At 63.5% G+C, this 16,783-nt stretch carries 14 protein-coding genes; 9 read left to right on the forward strand and 5 right to left on the reverse strand.

Features of this window, described 5'->3' with window-relative positions; all coding sequences use genetic code 11:
- Nucleotides 1-103 precede the first annotated feature (103 nt).
- Complete coding sequence (locus tag GY791_09015; GenBank protein MCP4328560.1) at nt 104-1,255, forward strand: cyclic nucleotide-binding domain-containing protein; 1,152 nt, start codon at nt 104-106, stop codon at nt 1,253-1,255.
- A gap of 72 nt (nt 1,256-1,327) precedes the next feature.
- Here the strand turns inward: GY791_09015 and GY791_09020 are convergent, their stop codons facing one another.
- A complete protein-coding gene (locus GY791_09020; GenBank protein MCP4328561.1) occupies nt 1,328-4,684 on the reverse strand; it encodes a tetratricopeptide repeat protein in 3,357 nt (1,118 codons plus the stop codon).
- A 190-nt stretch (nt 4,685-4,874) separates the two neighbouring features.
- Nucleotides 4,875-5,837 carry an acyl-CoA desaturase gene (locus tag GY791_09025; protein ID MCP4328562.1) on the reverse strand — a complete coding sequence of 321 codons (963 nt, stop codon included), beginning with the start codon at nt 5,835-5,837 and terminating at the stop codon, nt 4,875-4,877.
- A 138-nt stretch (nt 5,838-5,975) separates the two neighbouring features.
- Between GY791_09025 and cfa the strand changes: the two genes are divergently transcribed.
- The 4 genes from cfa to kynU all read left to right on the forward strand — a co-directional run bounded on the left by cfa (nt 5,976) and on the right by kynU (nt 9,886).
- Nucleotides 5,976-7,109, forward strand: a complete 1,134-nt coding sequence (gene cfa, locus GY791_09030; protein MCP4328563.1) for a cyclopropane fatty acyl phospholipid synthase — start codon at nt 5,976-5,978, stop codon at nt 7,107-7,109.
- A 161-nt stretch (nt 7,110-7,270) separates the two neighbouring features.
- Nucleotides 7,271-7,981: a transglutaminase domain-containing protein gene (locus GY791_09035; GenBank protein ID MCP4328564.1), complete on the forward strand. Its 711-nt coding sequence runs from the start codon at nt 7,271-7,273 to the stop codon at nt 7,979-7,981.
- Nucleotides 7,982-7,997: 16 nt separating this feature from the next.
- Nucleotides 7,998-8,624 (forward strand): arylformamidase, encoded by a 627-nt coding sequence (gene kynB / locus GY791_09040; GenBank protein MCP4328565.1) that lies wholly within the window; start codon nt 7,998-8,000, stop codon nt 8,622-8,624.
- Entirely contained in the window at nt 8,621-9,886 is a 1,266-nt protein-coding gene (gene kynU / locus GY791_09045) for a kynureninase (GenBank protein ID MCP4328566.1), read from the forward strand. The genes kynB and kynU overlap by 4 nt, the downstream gene beginning before the upstream one ends.
- Before the next feature lie 11 nt (nt 9,887-9,897).
- Here kynU and GY791_09050 read toward each other — a convergent pair whose 3' ends face one another.
- Nucleotides 9,898-10,653: an NAD(P)-binding domain-containing protein gene (locus tag GY791_09050; protein ID MCP4328567.1), complete on the reverse strand. Its 756-nt coding sequence runs from the start codon at nt 10,651-10,653 to the stop codon at nt 9,898-9,900.
- Nucleotides 10,650-12,440 (reverse strand): hypothetical protein, encoded by a 1,791-nt coding sequence (locus GY791_09055; protein ID MCP4328568.1) that lies wholly within the window; start codon nt 12,438-12,440, stop codon nt 10,650-10,652. The genes GY791_09050 and GY791_09055 overlap by 4 nt, the downstream gene beginning before the upstream one ends.
- A 77-nt stretch (nt 12,441-12,517) precedes the next feature.
- Between GY791_09055 and GY791_09060 the strand changes: the two genes are divergently transcribed.
- Complete coding sequence (locus GY791_09060; protein ID MCP4328569.1) at nt 12,518-13,396, forward strand: phytanoyl-CoA dioxygenase family protein; 879 nt, start codon at nt 12,518-12,520, stop codon at nt 13,394-13,396.
- Here GY791_09060 and kynA read toward each other — a convergent pair.
- A complete protein-coding gene (gene kynA, locus GY791_09065; protein MCP4328570.1) occupies nt 13,393-14,244 on the reverse strand; it encodes a tryptophan 2,3-dioxygenase in 852 nt (283 codons plus the stop codon). The genes GY791_09060 and kynA overlap by 4 nt on opposite strands.
- A 208-nt stretch (nt 14,245-14,452) precedes the next feature.
- Between kynA and GY791_09070 the strand changes: the two genes are divergently transcribed.
- The 3 genes from GY791_09070 to GY791_09080 all read left to right on the forward strand — a co-directional run.
- Complete coding sequence (locus GY791_09070; GenBank protein ID MCP4328571.1) at nt 14,453-15,823, forward strand: TrpB-like pyridoxal phosphate-dependent enzyme; 1,371 nt, start codon at nt 14,453-14,455, stop codon at nt 15,821-15,823.
- A 58-nt stretch (nt 15,824-15,881) separates the two neighbouring features.
- On the forward strand, nt 15,882-16,235 hold the full coding sequence (locus GY791_09075) for a hypothetical protein (protein ID MCP4328572.1): 354 nt from the start codon (nt 15,882-15,884) through the stop codon (nt 16,233-16,235).
- Between the two features lie 264 nt (nt 16,236-16,499).
- Nucleotides 16,500-16,783, forward strand: a 284-nt coding sequence (locus GY791_09080) for a hypothetical protein (GenBank protein MCP4328573.1), incomplete at its 3' end; no start/stop codon positions are given.

Raw genomic sequence — 16,783 nt, forward strand, 5'->3', positions numbered from 1 at the left:
TGTGACTGCCGGCTGAGGCCGGTCCAATACCCGACTGGGCGCTCGAGGCTTGCCTTTCCGACGCCCGGCGTTTAACAGATTCGCATTCAATCCTGAGATGTCGATGATGGAAGAGGCACCGCAGGCGAAAATCCAGGCCGATGGCGTTCCCGCCGAAGGCGGCGTCTATATGGCGACGACGGATTCTGAAAAGCAGGCGGTCTATCAATTTCGCTATGACGTTTACGTCAGGGGCATGAACCGGCTTCGCACCGTTGCCGATCACGAGCAGCGGCGATTCCTAGAGGCGGAAGATGCGACGGCGCGCCAATACTATATCGTCGCCGATGGGCATATCGTTGCAACCCTTCGCCTTAGCAGCGGTGCCGATGCTCCGTTTTCTTCGCGTCAATTGCGGCAATACGACCTTGCACCGATTCTGAATAGGGTGACAACGGAGCGGCTCGCCATCGGCGAACGATTCATGGTGCGCGAAACCTATCGCGGGCGCGATCTCCTCCTCGAATTCATGACTCCCCTGTTGCGGTATGTAAATCAGCAGCGCATCCAGTTGGTTGTCTGCGACTGCGAGCCATTCTTGCTGGACCGGTATTTGGGGCTCGGGTTTCGACCCTATACCTCCAACAACGTGAACAGCCCTGAAATCGGATATCTGGTCCCGCTCGCATTGGTGGTCGAAGATCTCGATTACCTACAATCGATCCAATCGCCCCTGTGCGACATCCTTGAGGATTTTGACGATGACGAGTCGTCGTCGACGCGGAAGATCATCGCGACGGACACCACCGTGCTCAGTGAAAAGCTTGTTTCGCGCGGCGATTATTGGAAAGAGATCGTGCCGGCGCTGGAGGCATCCGGGAATGACCGGATTACATTCTTCGATGACCTGAGCAAACCGGAGATTGAGAAATGCCTGAAGCGAAGCACAACGATCGAGTGCCGGCAGGGCGATTACGTCGTTCGGAAGGGGACCACGGCGCGAAACTTGTTTGTCACGCTTTCGGGCACCCTCGAGGTGCGGGATAAGAACAGATTGGTCAACGTACTCACGACCGGCGACGTTTTCGGCGAGATCGCCTTCCTCCTCGGCGTGCAACGGTCGATGGATGTGCGCGCCGCAACCGACGACGTGCGTGTCCTATGTCTGAGCGAGAGTGTTTTGAGGTCCCTTATTGAGACCGATCCCGCCGTGGCGGCAAAGCTGGTTCAGAATATCGCCAAGGTTGTAAGCCTGCGCCTGCTCAGGAAGGGATGATAGGGGCCCGCCGAGCGTGGCCCCGGCCGATATCCCTATTCGGGCCGTCAAAATCCTCGTCGTCGCCACGCACTATACCGACACCCTGAGACCGGAACCAATGGCCCCGATCTCGCGATCGTAGAGCTGGCTTCCGGTGCGTGCGAAAATCGCCCGGGCGGCGTCCAACTCCGCCGCCGCCCTCCGGTCACCCTCCCGAGAATACAGCCGCGCGCGTGCGAGATGGGCGCGGCCCAGGTTTTGAATAGCGCCGACTTCTTCGAACGCCTCCAAGCTCTCGGCCAGACATTTTTCCGCGCGATCCAGGTCCCGAAGGCCCGGCGTTCCATAGATCTCGCCCAAGACCATCGACGTGTAGCCGAAATTGAGCCGGCTCGAAAGCCGGGTCGCGACGTCCATTGATTGGCGGCACGCCTCGACGGCTTCTTCGATTCGCTTCGCGCGCAGCAAGTGCTCGCACAGCCGGGTCAGGCCGAAAGAGATCTCCGGCAAAAATATGCCGCCTTGCGCGCCCAATCGAATGACATCTCGGAGTTCGGCGATCCCGGTATCGTATTTGCCGAGGTTGGCGGCATAGACCGTATTGAGAATCCGAATCCAAGTCTGAGCCTGAACGTCGCCCACTTTTTCGGCGAGCGTGCTGGCTTTGCCGAACTGATAAGCGACTTCATCGAGCGCACCGATCTCCATGTGGCGCCAGCCCAGCATGATGGAAGCCCAGGCGACCCGCCGCTCGTCCTTCATCTGCTCGCCGATTGCCAAGGCCTTGCGCCCGTAATCGAGTGCTTGATCGAAGCTCCCGGCCCAGAGATGAGCATTGCTCAGCATCGTCAGCACGACCGCGACGCCGCGTTGGTTACCCAATTTTTCCGACAGATCCAAAGCATTGCGGTAATTGTGGATCGAATCGGGCAGCCGGCCGGAGGTGATCAGGACGGCGCCTAGGTTCTGGTAGGCGATCGCCATCCTGGTCGAATCCTGAATACGGCGGGCACGACCGAGCGCTTGTTCCAATTGGGCGATTGCGCCGGCACTGTCGCCTTGGAGAAAGATCGCGCTGCCGATCCGCGTTTCAATTTGAGCGACAGCCATATCGTCGCCATCGCTTTTGGCCAACTCCAAGGCCTCTTTGTAGAGCCTGACGCTCTCCGCGAACTGACCCAACAGGGCATGGCTGCCGCCGAGGCGGACTGCCAGTGCCACGCGCGCGCCCCTGTTGTCGGCGGTGTCCGGCAGCCGATTTCGGATTTCAAGCGCGCGCGAACACGCGTCCATGGCCTCTTCGTTGGCATAGACCAAGTAGGAACGCTCGGCCTTTTGGGCCAAATAGACGGCGGCCTTATCCCAGACCTCACCCTTTACGGCGTGGTCGGCCAGCAGCTCGATATGCTCGCCCAGACGATCGGGCTCGAACCGTTCGAGCACCTCGACGATGCGAGCGTGGACCTCGCGCCTCTGCTGCTGCAGTACGGAGCTGTAAGCTGTCTGGTGTGTGAGCGCGTGCCGGAAGGAGTATTCGAGGTCGGGGAATAACCTTGTCTCGTAGAGAAATGCACCGGCCTGGAGATTGGCCAATCCGCGGCGGAGATCGCCCTCCTCCATGGAGGCAATGGCCTGCAGAAGGGTGAACGGCACCTCTCGCCCGATAATGGCGGCAGTCTGCAACAGATGCTTGTCCGACGTTTCCAATCGGTCGATGCGCGCCGCAAGAATTGCCTGGACCGTGGCCGGCATTTCGATTTCTTCGATCGCGTGAGTCAACCGGCAGGCGCCCGCCTCACCGGCCAGCGTCCCGGTCTCAATCAGGGTTCGGACGCTTTCCTCGAGGAATAGAGGATTGCCCTCGGTGCGTTCGATCAAGAGCTGCTTGAGCGGAATCAGATCCGGATCAGGTCCGAGCAGCAAGTCGAGCAATCTGTCCGCGCTTTTCGGCGCCAGCGGCTCGATGACCAATTGCGTATGCTCGTTTCGATCGCTCCACTCGTTTCGATATTCCGGGCGATAGTTGATGAGTAGTGCCAAGCGTGCGCTCGGCAAGCTATGGACGATGCTGTCGAGAACCGCCTCGGATTCGGTGTCGATGGAATGCAGGTCCTCCATGACCAACACGACCGGTTGGACCAGGCTCTCACGAATGATCAAGCCCTTGACCGCATCGATGGTCCGCCGGCGCCGCTGCGCCGGATCCAGAGTTCGCCATTCAGGATCGCTTGGTGTCACATCGAGCAGGGACAACAGGGCGGGACCCGCCGCTCTCAGCGATTCGTCGAGATTTGCGAGCTTGCCGATGATCTTTTCGGTGACCCGTCCTTCGGCGTCGCGGTCTTCGATCCCGAAATAGTCCCTGAGCAACGCGATCACCGGTAGATACGGTGTGGATTTGCCATAGGAAACCGCGTTGCCCTGCACCACGAGGCAATCGCGCACGAGGTCCGAGCGGCTGAGTTCGTGAAACAGGCGGGACTTGCCGACGCCGGGCTCGCCGACCAGTGAAACGATCTGTCCATGACCTTCCCTGGCACGGTCGAGCGCGGCGCCCAGCGCCTCGAGTTCCAACTTGCGGCCGACGAAACTCGTCAGTCCCCGCGCGGTCGCGGCCTTGAGGCGGGTCTGCGCATGGCGTCCGCCGACCAGTTCGAAGACCTCGACCGGCGCCGTCATTCCCTTGACCGGTACTTTGCCGAGGGCCCGGACGTCGACGAATCCCTCGGCCAAACGAAGCGTTTCCGCGGTGATGCGCACGGTTCCCGGCGCGGCAAGTTGTTCCATGCGCGCGGCCAGGTGCGTCGTTTGTCCGATGGCGTCGTAGTTCAGGTTGAGATCGTTGCCGATCGCCCGAACCACGACCTCACCCGAATGGATCCCGACCCGGGCCTGGATCTCAAAGCCATGCTGCTCGCGCATGGTCACGCTGAAATGCCCGATGGCCTCCTGGATGGTGAGCGCCGCATAGCAGGCACGAACCGCATGATCTTCATTCGCGATCGGTGCGCCGAACAGCGACATGATGCCGTCGCCAAGGACATTGTTTACCGTGCCCTCGTAGCGGTGGACCGCGCCCATCATGGTTTCTACCGCGGCATCCAGAAAGGTGCGCGCCTCCTCGGGGTCGCTGCCGTCGATCAACTCGAGCGAGCCCGTGATATCGGCAAACAGCACCGTGACTTGCTTTCGCTCCGCGGCGAGCGCATCGCGCGATTTCAGTATTTTCTCGGCAAGAAAGGGGGGCGTGTAATGACGCGGCGTTTCGAATTTCGAGCCTCCGTCTGCGCTGGGCGTGTCCACCAATTGGCCGCACGAGCCACAGAATTTGCGGCTCGGAGGACCCATCGCGCCGCAGGACGGGCACGCCAATTCGAGCCGTCCACCGCATTGCTCGCAGAAGCGGACACCGTCTCTGTTTTCACTGCTGCAGCGTGGACACTTCATCGGCCGATGGCCGTCCAGTTACAATTCCAATCCGCTGTCGCCGGCGATCCCGACATAGAGCGTGGGGAATGGGCTGGTGAGCGAAGGCTTTTCATTGCGCTTCGATTAGCCGTACTGCCGGAGTGTCTTTTCCACGCTGGCAATTTCCACGCGATGGCCGGTGAACGGGTTGATCAGGGCGTCGAGCCCATCATAGACGGGCGGGCATCGAAACCATTACCAGGGCGAGCCAATGCGGTGGCGCGATATACCTCTCTGGAGCATGCCGCAACAAGCCTTCTCGGATCAAAGGCAGCCGTGACGTTCGCATTCCCGGAAACAGGTGATGCTCGACATGGTGTCCCGAATGGAAGTGCAACCGGTCGATAATCTTAGGGGTCCTGACGCTGATGGTCGTGCCCAGACTGTCCTTCTCGTAGGTCAGGGGACGGAGCATGTGGTTGGTCACGAAATAGGACATGACAATGGTGTTGGCCACGATCATCGGGATGATGATCACGAACAGTGCGGCATAGAGTCCAATCGCAATGCCGAGGGCGATCCAGAACGCGGCCATCAGCACGCTATCGGTGATCGCCCGCCGCCGGTTGAGACGACTCAGACTCGGCATCGTCAGCGACTGCCGCCACAGCACGTCGGCGCCCTGCAAGGCGAAGGAGCAGAACATGTAGAACGCGCTCGACCAGTGGCCGGAACCGGGCGCGAACTTGATCAAACGGTGGCTTGTCCGGTTGCCTTTGTTGAATTGCTCGAGGGTCCCGAAGTTATCCGGATCCTTGCCTGGAATGTTGGTGTTGGGGTGATGGGTCTTGTTGTGCCAAGCCCGCCACAACTCCGGCGACATGAAAAAGATCGCGAAACAGGGATACAGCAGGGCATTTTGGAGCCGGCGCGAGGCAACGGTGGCGCCGTGAGTGATTTCGTGTCCGAAGAACATCAGGCCCGCATAGGTGTTGCCGAGGGCGAGCGCGATCAGCAGCGCCACGTACCAGGGCAACGGCAGGAATAGGATGGCCGCACTGCCACCCACGACGGCGACGACTTGCGGCACGATCAAAAGCGCCCGCCATGGATTTCTGGCGAAAGTCTCTGGCGGAAGATCGGCGCGAAGTCTGGCCTTGAGAGACGCTTCGGACTCGATGGGAGCGTTCATCCCCGATGTCAATCCCGGTGACCATTATCCATGAGTTCGGGCATTTTGGCCCAACGCCCGACTTCGGTCTAGCATCGATTCACCCGAGATTGCCTGATAATGGGCCCTGCAGTAGAGTGCCGCCGAGGTGGGAACGTAATGACCGACAGATACCGCGACATCATCGAACGAACGCTCGGACTCGCCGGCATCACCATCGATGGATCGGCGCCTTATGATATCCGCGTTCACAACCCCGACCTCTACAAGCGGGTCGCGTCGCGCGGCTCGCTCGGCCTGGGCGAGGCCTATATGGACGGCTGGTGGGACTGCGACCAGCTCGAAGAGTTCTTCTTTCGCATCCTCAGGGCGCGCGCCAATCAGGGTGTCCAGCTGAGTTGGTTGGACAAGCTCGGCGTCCTCCGCGCACGGATCCAGAATATGCAGTCCAGCCGCAAGGCGTGGGAGGCGGCGCCGCATTACAATGTCAGCAATGAGTTCTTCGAAAAACTTCTCGACGCGCGGGTGAACTACTCGTGCGGATATTGGAACGGCGCCAACTCGCTCGACCAGGCGCAGGAGAACAAGCTGGATCTGGTATGCCGGAAGGTCGGGTTGTCAAAGGGTGACCGGTTGCTCGACATCGGCTGCGGGTGGGGTGCCCTGGTCGAATACGCGTGCCAGAACTATGGCTGCGAGGCCGTCGGCATCACCATTTCCGAAAGCCAGGCGGAATACGTGCGCGACCGCTGCCAGGGACTTCCGGTCGAGATCATCAAGATCGATTATCGCGACCTCAAGGCCGCCGATGCGGGGACTTTCGACAAAATCATTTCGATCGGCATGTTCGAGCATGTCGGGCCCAGAAACTATCCGTCATTTATGAACGGCGCCCACGAACTGCTGAAGGAAGACGGCCTCGTCTTGCTGCACACCATCGGCGACAATGCCTCCAATGTTTCGTGCGATCCGTGGATGGACCGCTACATCTTTCCCAACTCCGTGATGCCCTCGATTCAACAGATTGGGCAATCGATCGAAGATCTGTTCGTCATGGAGGATTGGCACAATTTCGGCTTCGATTACTATCGCACGCTGATGAGCTGGCACGACAATCTTGACCGGTGCAAGGATGCGAAGATCGAGACCGAGATGCCACGGGAGATCCTTTTCCGCATGTGGAAATACTATCTCACGTCTTGTGCCGGTGCTTTCAAGTCGCGCCACCTCCAGTTGTGGCAAATCGTCATGTCCAAGGGCAGCCTGATCGGGAACTACGAAACCGTCCGGTGATCGGACCTTGATTTAGTTCATGCGAATCGCGCGCCGACAACGGCATGATCGGGCCAGGTCGCCGGCAACCTCCCGTCGCTCGCCGACACGGTGCCTTTCCTAGCTCGCCGTTTGTGATTAGATTCCGCTTCATCCGACATTTGCCGCAAGGACCCATTCATATGCCCGATACCGATCATGGCACGTCTCGCGACTTCGCGCCGTACCTGGCGGCAACGCAGTTCGTGGATTCCGATCATCCGGAAGTTATGGACTTTTCAGAGAAAGTGACCGCAGGGGCGGACGATGATGTCGAAAAGGCGGTGCGGCTTTACTATGCGGTGCGCGATCAGATTCTCTATGACCCCTACACCGTCGACACGGTCGCCGACCACTACCGGGCCAGCACCACGCTTCGGGCCGGTCGTGGTTTTTGCGTGCCCAAGGCGACATTGCTGGCCGCGGCGGCGCGGGTGGCCGGCATACCGGCACGCGTCGGTTACGCCGATGTGCGCAATCATCTCAGCACCAAGCGTCTGCTTGACCTGACCGGGACCGATCTCTTCATCTACCATGGCTACGTCGAAATCTGGCTCGACGGCAGATGGGTCAAGTGCACGCCGGCATTCAATCTACAATTGTGCGAGAAGTTTCGCGTCATGCCGCTTGAATTCGATGGCCGCACTGATTCGCTCTTCCATCCCTTTAACGCCGATGGCGACCGCCACATGGAATACGTTCGCGACCGCGGCGCATTCGCCGATGTACCCTTCGACGAGATGAAATCCGAGTTCGAGCGGTTGTATCCGGCGCTGCTGCGTCACAACACCGAACGCAGGCGGGGGGACTTCGCCAGAGAGGCGGAAGCGGAGAACTTGGTTCGGTCCAGCTAGGAGATCGCGGGCGGCCATGACGGTGTGGGATCTCAGTCCGCCGATCCGTCCCGGGATCCCGGTGTGGCCTGGGGACACGCCCTATGACGAGGCGCGGACTTGGCACCTGGACGAAACCTGTCCGGTCAATGTGGCCAGGATCACGATGTCGACCCACACCGGAAGCCACGCCGACGCGCCGCTTCATTACGACCCGGCGGGGGCGCCCATCGGTGGGGTATCGTTGGCACCCTATATCGGACCCTGCCGCCTGATCGATGCGACGGAAGCCGAGGGCGTGGTGCCGCCCGAAATGGTGCGGCCGTTCCTCGATCCGCCGATCGAGCGCATGCTGCTCCGAACCATGCGGCACAGTGTCGCCGATCGCTGGGACGAAAATTTCACCGCCGTGGCGCCGGAGACAATCGAACTCATCGCCGAAAGTGGCGGCCTCCTCGTTGGCATCGATTCACCGTCCATCGACCCGCAAAATTCGAAGTCCCTCGATGCCCACAACATGGTCCGCCGTCATCGCATGGCGATTCTCGAAGGACTGGTCCTCGCCGACATCCCGACCGGCGACTATGAATTGATCGCCCTGCCGCTGAAGCTCGCCAATGCCGATGCGGCGCCGGTGCGCGCCATCCTGCGCGGCTTGCGGTGAGCGAGGCGCCGACCCGGGAGGCCCTGGCGGCGCGCGACGGCGAAGACCCGCTGGCGCCGTTCCGCGCCCGGTTCGTCATTCCCGACGACGTCATCTATTTCTGTGGCAATTCCCTCGGACCGCTGATCGCCGACGTCGCGCCGCGGTTGAACGCCGTCATTCGCGACGAATGGGGCCGAGACCTGGTCAAGAGTTGGAATGTGCACGATTGGATCGGCCTGCCGGCCCGCCTCGGCGACAAGATCGCCCGGCTCATTGGCGCCGATCCGGGCGAGGTCGCGGTCGCCGATTCGACCTCGGTCAATTTGTTCAAGCTGCTGGCGGGGGCGCTGCGGTTGCGCCCGGGCCGCGCGACAATCCTGTCCGAAGAACGCAACTTTCCGACCGATCTCTATGTGGCTCAGGGTCTGGCCGGTCTCGTCGGCGACGGCGCTCGCCTGAGGCTGGTCGGCGACGATGGCGCGCACTCCAGCAGCGATCAAATCATCAGGGCGCTTTCCGACGACGTCGCCGTGGTGATGCTGACCGAGGTCGACTTCAAGACCGGCGAGCGTCACGACATGGCCCGGGTCACCGCGGCCGCCCACGATGCCGGGGCCTTGATGCTGTGGGATCTCGCCCATAGCGCCGGCGCCTTCCCGGTCGGCCTCAATGCCTGCGGCGCCGATCTCGCGGTCGGCTGCAGCTACAAATATCTGAACGGCGGCCCGGGCGCGCCGGCCTTCCTCTATGTCGCGCGATCGCTTCAGAACAACATCCGGCCTGCGCTTTCGGGTTGGATGGGCCATGAATCGCCGTTCGCGTTCGATATCGACTATCGGCCCGCCGACGATATCACGCGCAATCTCTGCGGAACGCCGGTCGTGCTCGCGCAAGCGGCCTTGGAGGTCGGTCTCGACGTGATGCTGGAGGCGGACCTCGACGCCATCCGCGCCAAATCGGTCGCCCTCGGCGAGGCCTTCATCGCGCTCGTCGAGGAAAACTGCAGTGAGGAAGGATTCCGACTTGTCTCACCGCGCGATTCGGCACGCCGCGGCAGCCAGGTCTCGTTCGCCCATCCCCACGCCCATGCGATCATGCAGGCCCTGATCGATCGCGGTGTGATCGGCGATTTCCGTGCTCCCGATGTCCTCCGCTTCGGCCTCACGCCCCTCTATATGCGCTATGTCGACGTTTGGGACGCCGTCGATATCCTGCGCACGATCATGGCGACGCGGGCCTGGGACAAACCGGAGTTCCACCGCCGCGCGGCGGTGACCTGAGCGCCGTCCGCCTACGCACCCATATGGCGCAACGCGGCGGCGCAGGCTTCCGGCCACGCCTTGAGCCCCCGCTCCTCCGCCATCCGCCGGAATCCGGCCTCGGTGATACCACCCGGTGTGGTCAACCGCTCCAGCGTTTCATCCAATGGCGTCTCGGGAAAGGCCAGGGCAACGCCGGCGGCGCCCCGCATCATACCGGCGACCAGCTCCCGCGCCTGCTCCGGCGGAACATTCTGGGCGACCACCCAATCGGTGGCGGCCTTGATCACGCCATAGGTCCAGCCGTGAAACGCGCCCATGACGCTGGCCGCGCCAAAGGACGCCTCGTCGGGCAAAACGATGACGGTGCCGAGGCGCCGGAACAGGTCGTGGGCGGCGGCGTGATCCGGATAGATCGCGGTCGGGCTCTCGCCGATCGCCGCACAGGAGACCGGCATCGAGCGCACAATGTCGGCGGGCGCGGCGGCCGCGAGATCGGCCAGGGTCGCCCCGGCGCCCACCGAGATCAGGGACTGATCCTGCCGCCACGGCAACCCGGCGACGACCGCCGTCACGTCGGCGGGACGCACCGCGAGGATCACCACATCGGCGGCCTCGACGACGTCGCGATTGCTCGCCGCCACCCGGCAACCGAAAGCGTCGGCCAGCGCTTGCGCCCGCCCGGCGTTGCGGGGCGACAACACGATGTCGTCGCCGCGCCGATCGCGGCACAGGCCTTCGACCATGTAGGTCGCCATGTCGCCGACCCCTAGAAATCCGATGGTCATTTGCGCTTCAACTCCCTGTTGACGCGATCGCCCGACAACCGGTCGAGATGCAGCAGCATGTCCTCGGGTTGTGAGCAAACGATTGCACCACGTTCGGCAAGCGCCGCGGAAACGTCGACCGGCAGGCTGGTGTTGGACCCGTCCGGCACCTGATTGAGCTTGCCGCCGACATAGATCGGGATGTCGAACCCGGCGCCGGCCATCGCCTCGCGCAGGGCCGTAAGATAGGTCAGCGCGACTCCGTTGTAAGTGCTGACGGCGACAAAATCGGCGCCGCCGGCCCGGGCCGATTCGACGATGGCCCCGATATCGCCATGGGTACCGCCATCGACGACGGTGACGCCGACCTTCGCCAGTACGGTATCGATCAGGATCTTGCCGTATTCGTGGACATCGGTACTGACGACGACGCCGGTGAGCCGCGACGCCGTGAGGCGGTCGCGAAGCGCCGGATCGAGGCGCTCGATACGGCCACTGCCGTCGCGTTCGATGTCGGCGATGCTCGGCGCCTGGACCACCGGCTGGCGGCCGCGGCGGCAGGTCGCATCCAAACGCCCGGGCCCGAACAGCCGTTCAAGTTGGGCGGCGCCGATGCGGCGGATCGCGAGCAGCAGCTCGGCCGGGTTGGTGATATCGATTGCGGATTCGGCGAGGCCGGCGAGCACGTTGTCGCGGAATCGCTCGCCGCCGGCGACGATGGCATCGGCGGCCGCTCGCGCAGCGGCGGTGTCGATGGGCGGCTGCAGATGTTCGGCGCGCTCGATCAACCGGTTGGCCGCCATGTGAACGGCGATGATCTCGTCGATATCGGGGATCCGCTGCGCTTCCGTCACCGGCACCGGGTTCAGGGCGTGCCCGGTCGGCGCGATGCGCTGGCCGAGGACGTCGACCAGAAAATAGGCCGCGAGATTGGCCCAGTTCTCGTCTTCGTTGGCGCCATAGCTGGTCGTGTTGCCATAGACCATCGAGCCGGGAGCGCCGCCGATCTGGTTCAGCGCCAGCAGGAAGGCGAGACGCTTCGGTCCGTCGGCGAAGGTATTGCCATAGCAATGGGTCACCTGGGCGCCGATCAGGTCCTCGACGATATAGCGTTCGATCAGCACCGCGCCGAGCGAGCAGGCGAGATCGGTGAACAGTGCCGCGAAGCCGTCGTCGAGATTCGAATGAACCAGGCACTCGACCGGTTGCGCCCCGATCAGCGCGATCGCGGTGACCGTGGCCGTGGTGGTGTCGACATCTTCCGGCCAATTCGGCATACGAAAGGTGAAATATTGACCGAGATTGCCGATCGTCGTCGCGCCGGCGTGCAGCGCGGCGACCGTGTTTTCGACCGCCGCCGGCAGACCGATCACGAAATCGCCGAAATGGGGGGCCACCGGCGCCGCCGCGGTCAGGCGGGCGAATTCGTCAGGGCCGTCGAGGACCAACCCGGTGCCGCGGCCCAGCGCGTCACGGCGAGCGGCGGGATAGCCCATCGACCAATCGAGGCAGATTCCATAACGGTGGACGGTGTGGCCGGCGCGGTCGAGCGCGGCATGTATCTCGGCCCAGGCGCGGCGGCTCTTGTCGGGATCGCGAAAGCCAAACTGTGCGTGCAGCGTGATCGTGCCATCGGCGATCGCCCGGCGTTTGAATCCCGCCTCGCTGGCGACCCGGTAATGGTCGAGGAATGGGCAGCGCCCGACGGCGGCGGCTTCCGCCAGCCGCCTGCCGGCATCGATACTGGCCTGCCCATCCAGCGATTGCGCACCGGCGAGCAGCGCGTCACGGTCGAGCGTCGTCGTCATCGGCCGATCTTGCGGTGCCGGCAAGGCTGAGGCAAGCTGGCCCTGTCGCCTGCGCCACTATTTCACCCGGTGCCGCCATGCTCGAGCCGCCACAGATCGACCGCTTTTGGGACGATGGCTATATCGTCGTCGAGGAGGCGATCACGCCCCAGCAGCTAGCCGCCCTGCGCGCCGAGCTCGACCGCTGGATCGAAGAAAGCCGCGACCATAGCGCCCCCTACGGCCCGCCGACGATCGACGGCCGACCGCGTTTCGATATGGCGGACGGTCATAGCCGCCTCGCGCCCGCCTTGCGGCGGGTCAACAATCCGTCCGACGTGGCGCCCGCCTTCGACGAGGTCCGTCTCAATTCGGCCATGGTCGACATGGTCGCCGACCTGATCGGCCCCGACCTCAAGTTCCATCACTGCAAGGTCAATTTGAAACGGCCGGGCGCCGAAACCCGGGTCGGCTATCATCAGGACTTCGCCTATACGCCGCACACCAACGACGACATCGTCACCGCCCTGGTCATGATCGACGACATGACCGAAAGCAACGGGTGCCTCAAGGTCGTGCGCGGCTCCCACCGCGGGCCACGTTATTCGCTGTTCGACGGCGACCGCTTCACCGGCTTCATCGCCCCCGACATCGAAGCCGCACTCAGCGCGGAGGCGGCGGCGGTCACCGGCACCGCGGGCAGCGTCTGCCTCATGCACACCAATGTCGTCCATGGCTCGGACGCGAATGCCACCGATCGGCCGCGCGGCCTCTACATCTGCGTCTACAGCGCCGCCGACGCCATCCCGCTGGCGGCCAACCCGATGCCCAATCCCCATCAGGGCGAGATCGTCCGCGGCAGGCCGTCGCGCTGGGCCCGGTCGCAGGACGGCGAAGTCGTGGAGCTGCCCGACCAGCCGAAGATGTCGTCGTTCTTCGCGGTCCAGGAGGCCGCCGCCCGCGGGGCGCCGTCTTAGAGCGCCGTCCGCACGTTCCAGATCTCGGGAAAGAAGCGGTATTCGAGGGCCGACCGCAGATAGGTGACGCCGGCGGTGCCGCCGGTGCCGCGCTTCAGGCCGATGATGCGCTCGACCGTGGTGACATGGCGAAAGCGCCAGGTCTGGAACGCGTCCTCGAGGTCGACCAGTTTCTCGGCCAACTCGTAAAGGTCCCAGTAGCGTTCGGTGTCGCGATAGACGGCGAGCCAGGCCGCACGCACCGAATCGTCCGCCGGCCGCGGTGCCGACCAGTCGCGCTCGGTCTGCGCCGCCGCGACGGCAAATCCCCGCCGCCCCAACAGCCGGATCGATTCGTCGTAGAGGCTGGGTGCGTTCAATACGGCTTCGACCCCGGCCAGGATGTCGGCGCGGTGGCGGAACGGGTCGACCATCCGCCGGTCCTTGTTGCCGAGGACAAATTCCAGCATCCGGTACTGGTACGACTGGAACCCGGAGGCGTGACCGAGCGCGTCGCGGAAGGTCAGGTAGTCGGCCGGCGTCAGCGTCGTCAGCACCGACCACGACTGCACCAGTTGCTCCTGGATCCGCGACACCCGGGCCAGCATCTTGAACGCCGGGCCGAGGTCGTCATCGCGGATCTGGTGCATGGCGCCGTGGATTTCGTGCAACGCCAGCTTCATCCATAGCTCGCTGGCCTGATGGATGACGATGAACAGCATCTCGTCGTGCCGCTCGGTCAGCCGCACCTGCGCGCCCAGCACCTGGTCGAGCTTGAGGTAATCGCCATAGCTCATGCGCTGGCTGAAGTCGGTGACCGCGCCGTCGGCGGCGGCCTTGCCGTCGTGATAGTCGTCGGAAGATGTCATCGCGCCCCGCTTGGCCGCATCGGGCCGTGCCGTTGAAATCGCAGGTAGTTTTCGTTCAAAATAATTCTCGGGCCGACCGAAGCCCCCCTCGCCGCCGCCACGAGCCGGGCCCGTTGCCGTGACAGGCCACTTGACAGTCCTTGGGCGCGGACAGAAAACACCGGTCTCGAACGACATCATCGCCGCGGCCGCTGCAGGGAGAATACACATGTCCGACCAGATCAAATACCTCCTCGGCGAGGAGGACATCCCCAAGCAGTGGTACAACATCGTCGCCGACCTGCCCGAGCCGCCGACCCCGGTCCTCCATCCCGGCACCGGCAACCCGGTCGGGCCGGCCGACCTGGCGCCCCTGTTCCCGATGGCGGTGATCGAGCAGGAGGTCAGCGCCGAACGCTATATCGACGTCCCCGAGCCGGTCCGCGACATCCTCCGGCAGTGGCGCCCGTCGCCCCTCTTTCGGGCCCGGCGGCTCGAACACGCGCTCGATACGCCGGCCAAGATCTATTATAAATATGAAGGCGTTAGCCCAGCCGGCAGCCACAAGCCCAACACCGCCATCGCGCAGGCGTTCTACAACAAGGAAGCCGGCGTCAAGCGGATCGCGACCGAGACCGGAGCCGGCCAGTGGGGCTCGTCGCTGGCCCTCGCCGGGTCGCTGTTCGGCCTCGATATCGAGGTCTTCATGGTCAAGGTCAGCTTCAACCAGAAGCCCTATCGCCGCGCCTTCATGGAGACCTTCGGCGCCACCTGTATCGCCAGCCCGAGCGAGCTGACCGACGCCGGCCGCCGCATTCTCGCCGAGCACCCGGACAGCACCGGCAGTTTGGGCATCGCCATCGGCGAGGCGGTCGAGCGCGCGGCCCAGCGCGACGACACCAAATACGCCCTCGGCAGCGTGCTCAACCACGTCCTGCTGCACCAGACGGTGATCGGCCAGGAGGCGATGAAACAGATCGACCTCGCCGGCGACTACCCCGACGTGGTCGTCGGCTGCACCGGCGGCGGCAGCAATTTCGCCGGCATCGCGTTCCCGTTCCTCGGCGAAAAACTGCGCGGCGGCCGCGACGTCGAGCTCATCGCCGTCGAACCGGCCGCCTGCCCGACCCTGACCCAGGGCGAATACGCCTACGATTTCGGCGACACCGCCCACCTGACGCCGCTGGTCAAGATGCACACCCTGGGCTCGACCTTCGTGCCGCCGGGGTTCCACGCCGGCGGCCTGCGCTACCACGGCATGGCGCCCCTGGTCAGCCAGGTCGTCGCGCTCGGCCTGTGCCGCCCGGTCACCTACCACCAGACCGAATGCTTCGCCGCCGGGGTGCAGTTCGCCAAGGCCGAGGGCATCATTCCGGCGCCGGAAGCCAACCACGCGGTCAAGGTGGTGATCGACGAGGCCTTGAAATGCAAGGCCGAAGGCACCGCGCGGACGATCTTGTTCAACCTCTGCGGGCATGGCCACTTCGACATGCAGGCCTACATGGACTACTTCGAGGGCAAGCTGAAGGACACCACCTATGATCCAGCGGAACTGGCGATGGCGCTGGCCGGCCTGCCGTCGGTGGCGGCGGCCGAGTAGCGTGGCCCGAAATCGCCCGAATTCCCGGCGATTCCGCGCCCTCGCGCGGCTCCTCACGGTGCTTTTTGCGATCGCCCTCTGGGCCGCCGCTTGCGCCGAAACGAAACCCGAAAGCCATCGCCTATCGGCGACGGAATTGCGGGATCTGCTGCCGGGCTCGAGGCTTGAAGGGACTGTCAGCGGCGGCGGCCCCTTCAAGGGCACCTATTTTCGTGACGGCACCATGGCCATCGCGACCGCCAACGACAGCGATACCGGGACTTGGGAATTCGATGGCGATACGGTCTGCCTGACGTGGACTAAGTGGCGCCAAGGCAAGCGTTATTGCCTCTACTGGGAACGCACCGCGACCGGTTATGCCGCCTATTTCGTCGACGGTCGTCTCAGCACCACCTTCACGTACGCAGAGTAGCCGGATATCGGCCGTCGAACCGGCGATTCTGTGGCAATTTTGCCACAGTTAGAAAAAAAATGTCGATTCTCGAAACATGTCTTTGCGTTTCGACTGGAAATTGTCGCGCGGCGATGGGAATATCGCGGCAATACCGTGTGAGAAACGCGGATTTGTAGTGCATCGGACCCTCCTGCGTTATGGACCGATGCGCGTTCGATTGGAGTAACATGCGTTGCGCGCCATGACGATGGGGTGCGGCGCCAGAGCAAGGGGAGCCGCCTAATGGCCGCACGCGTTGACGACGCCAAGCTAATCACCCTCTCATCCATTTCGAGCGCCCGCCCGGCGGCCTCGCTGAAGACCACGTTGCTGGTCGGCGCGGCGACGGTGGCGGTGGCGGCGCAGCTTCCGGTCGACGAGGCGGCGGCGCAGGACAAGTGGGGCCCGTGGATCGCGCCCGGCGGCCAGTTCGGCAGCGCGCAGGAAGGCAACCTCGACATCTTCGTGCCGCTGGCCCAGGACGCCACCTCGATGTGGTTCCTCAACGCCAACGGCTTCGCCAACAC

The organism is Alphaproteobacteria bacterium (assembly GCA_024244705.1).
GTDB lineage: Bacteria > Pseudomonadota > Alphaproteobacteria > JAAEOK01 > JAAEOK01 > JAAEOK01.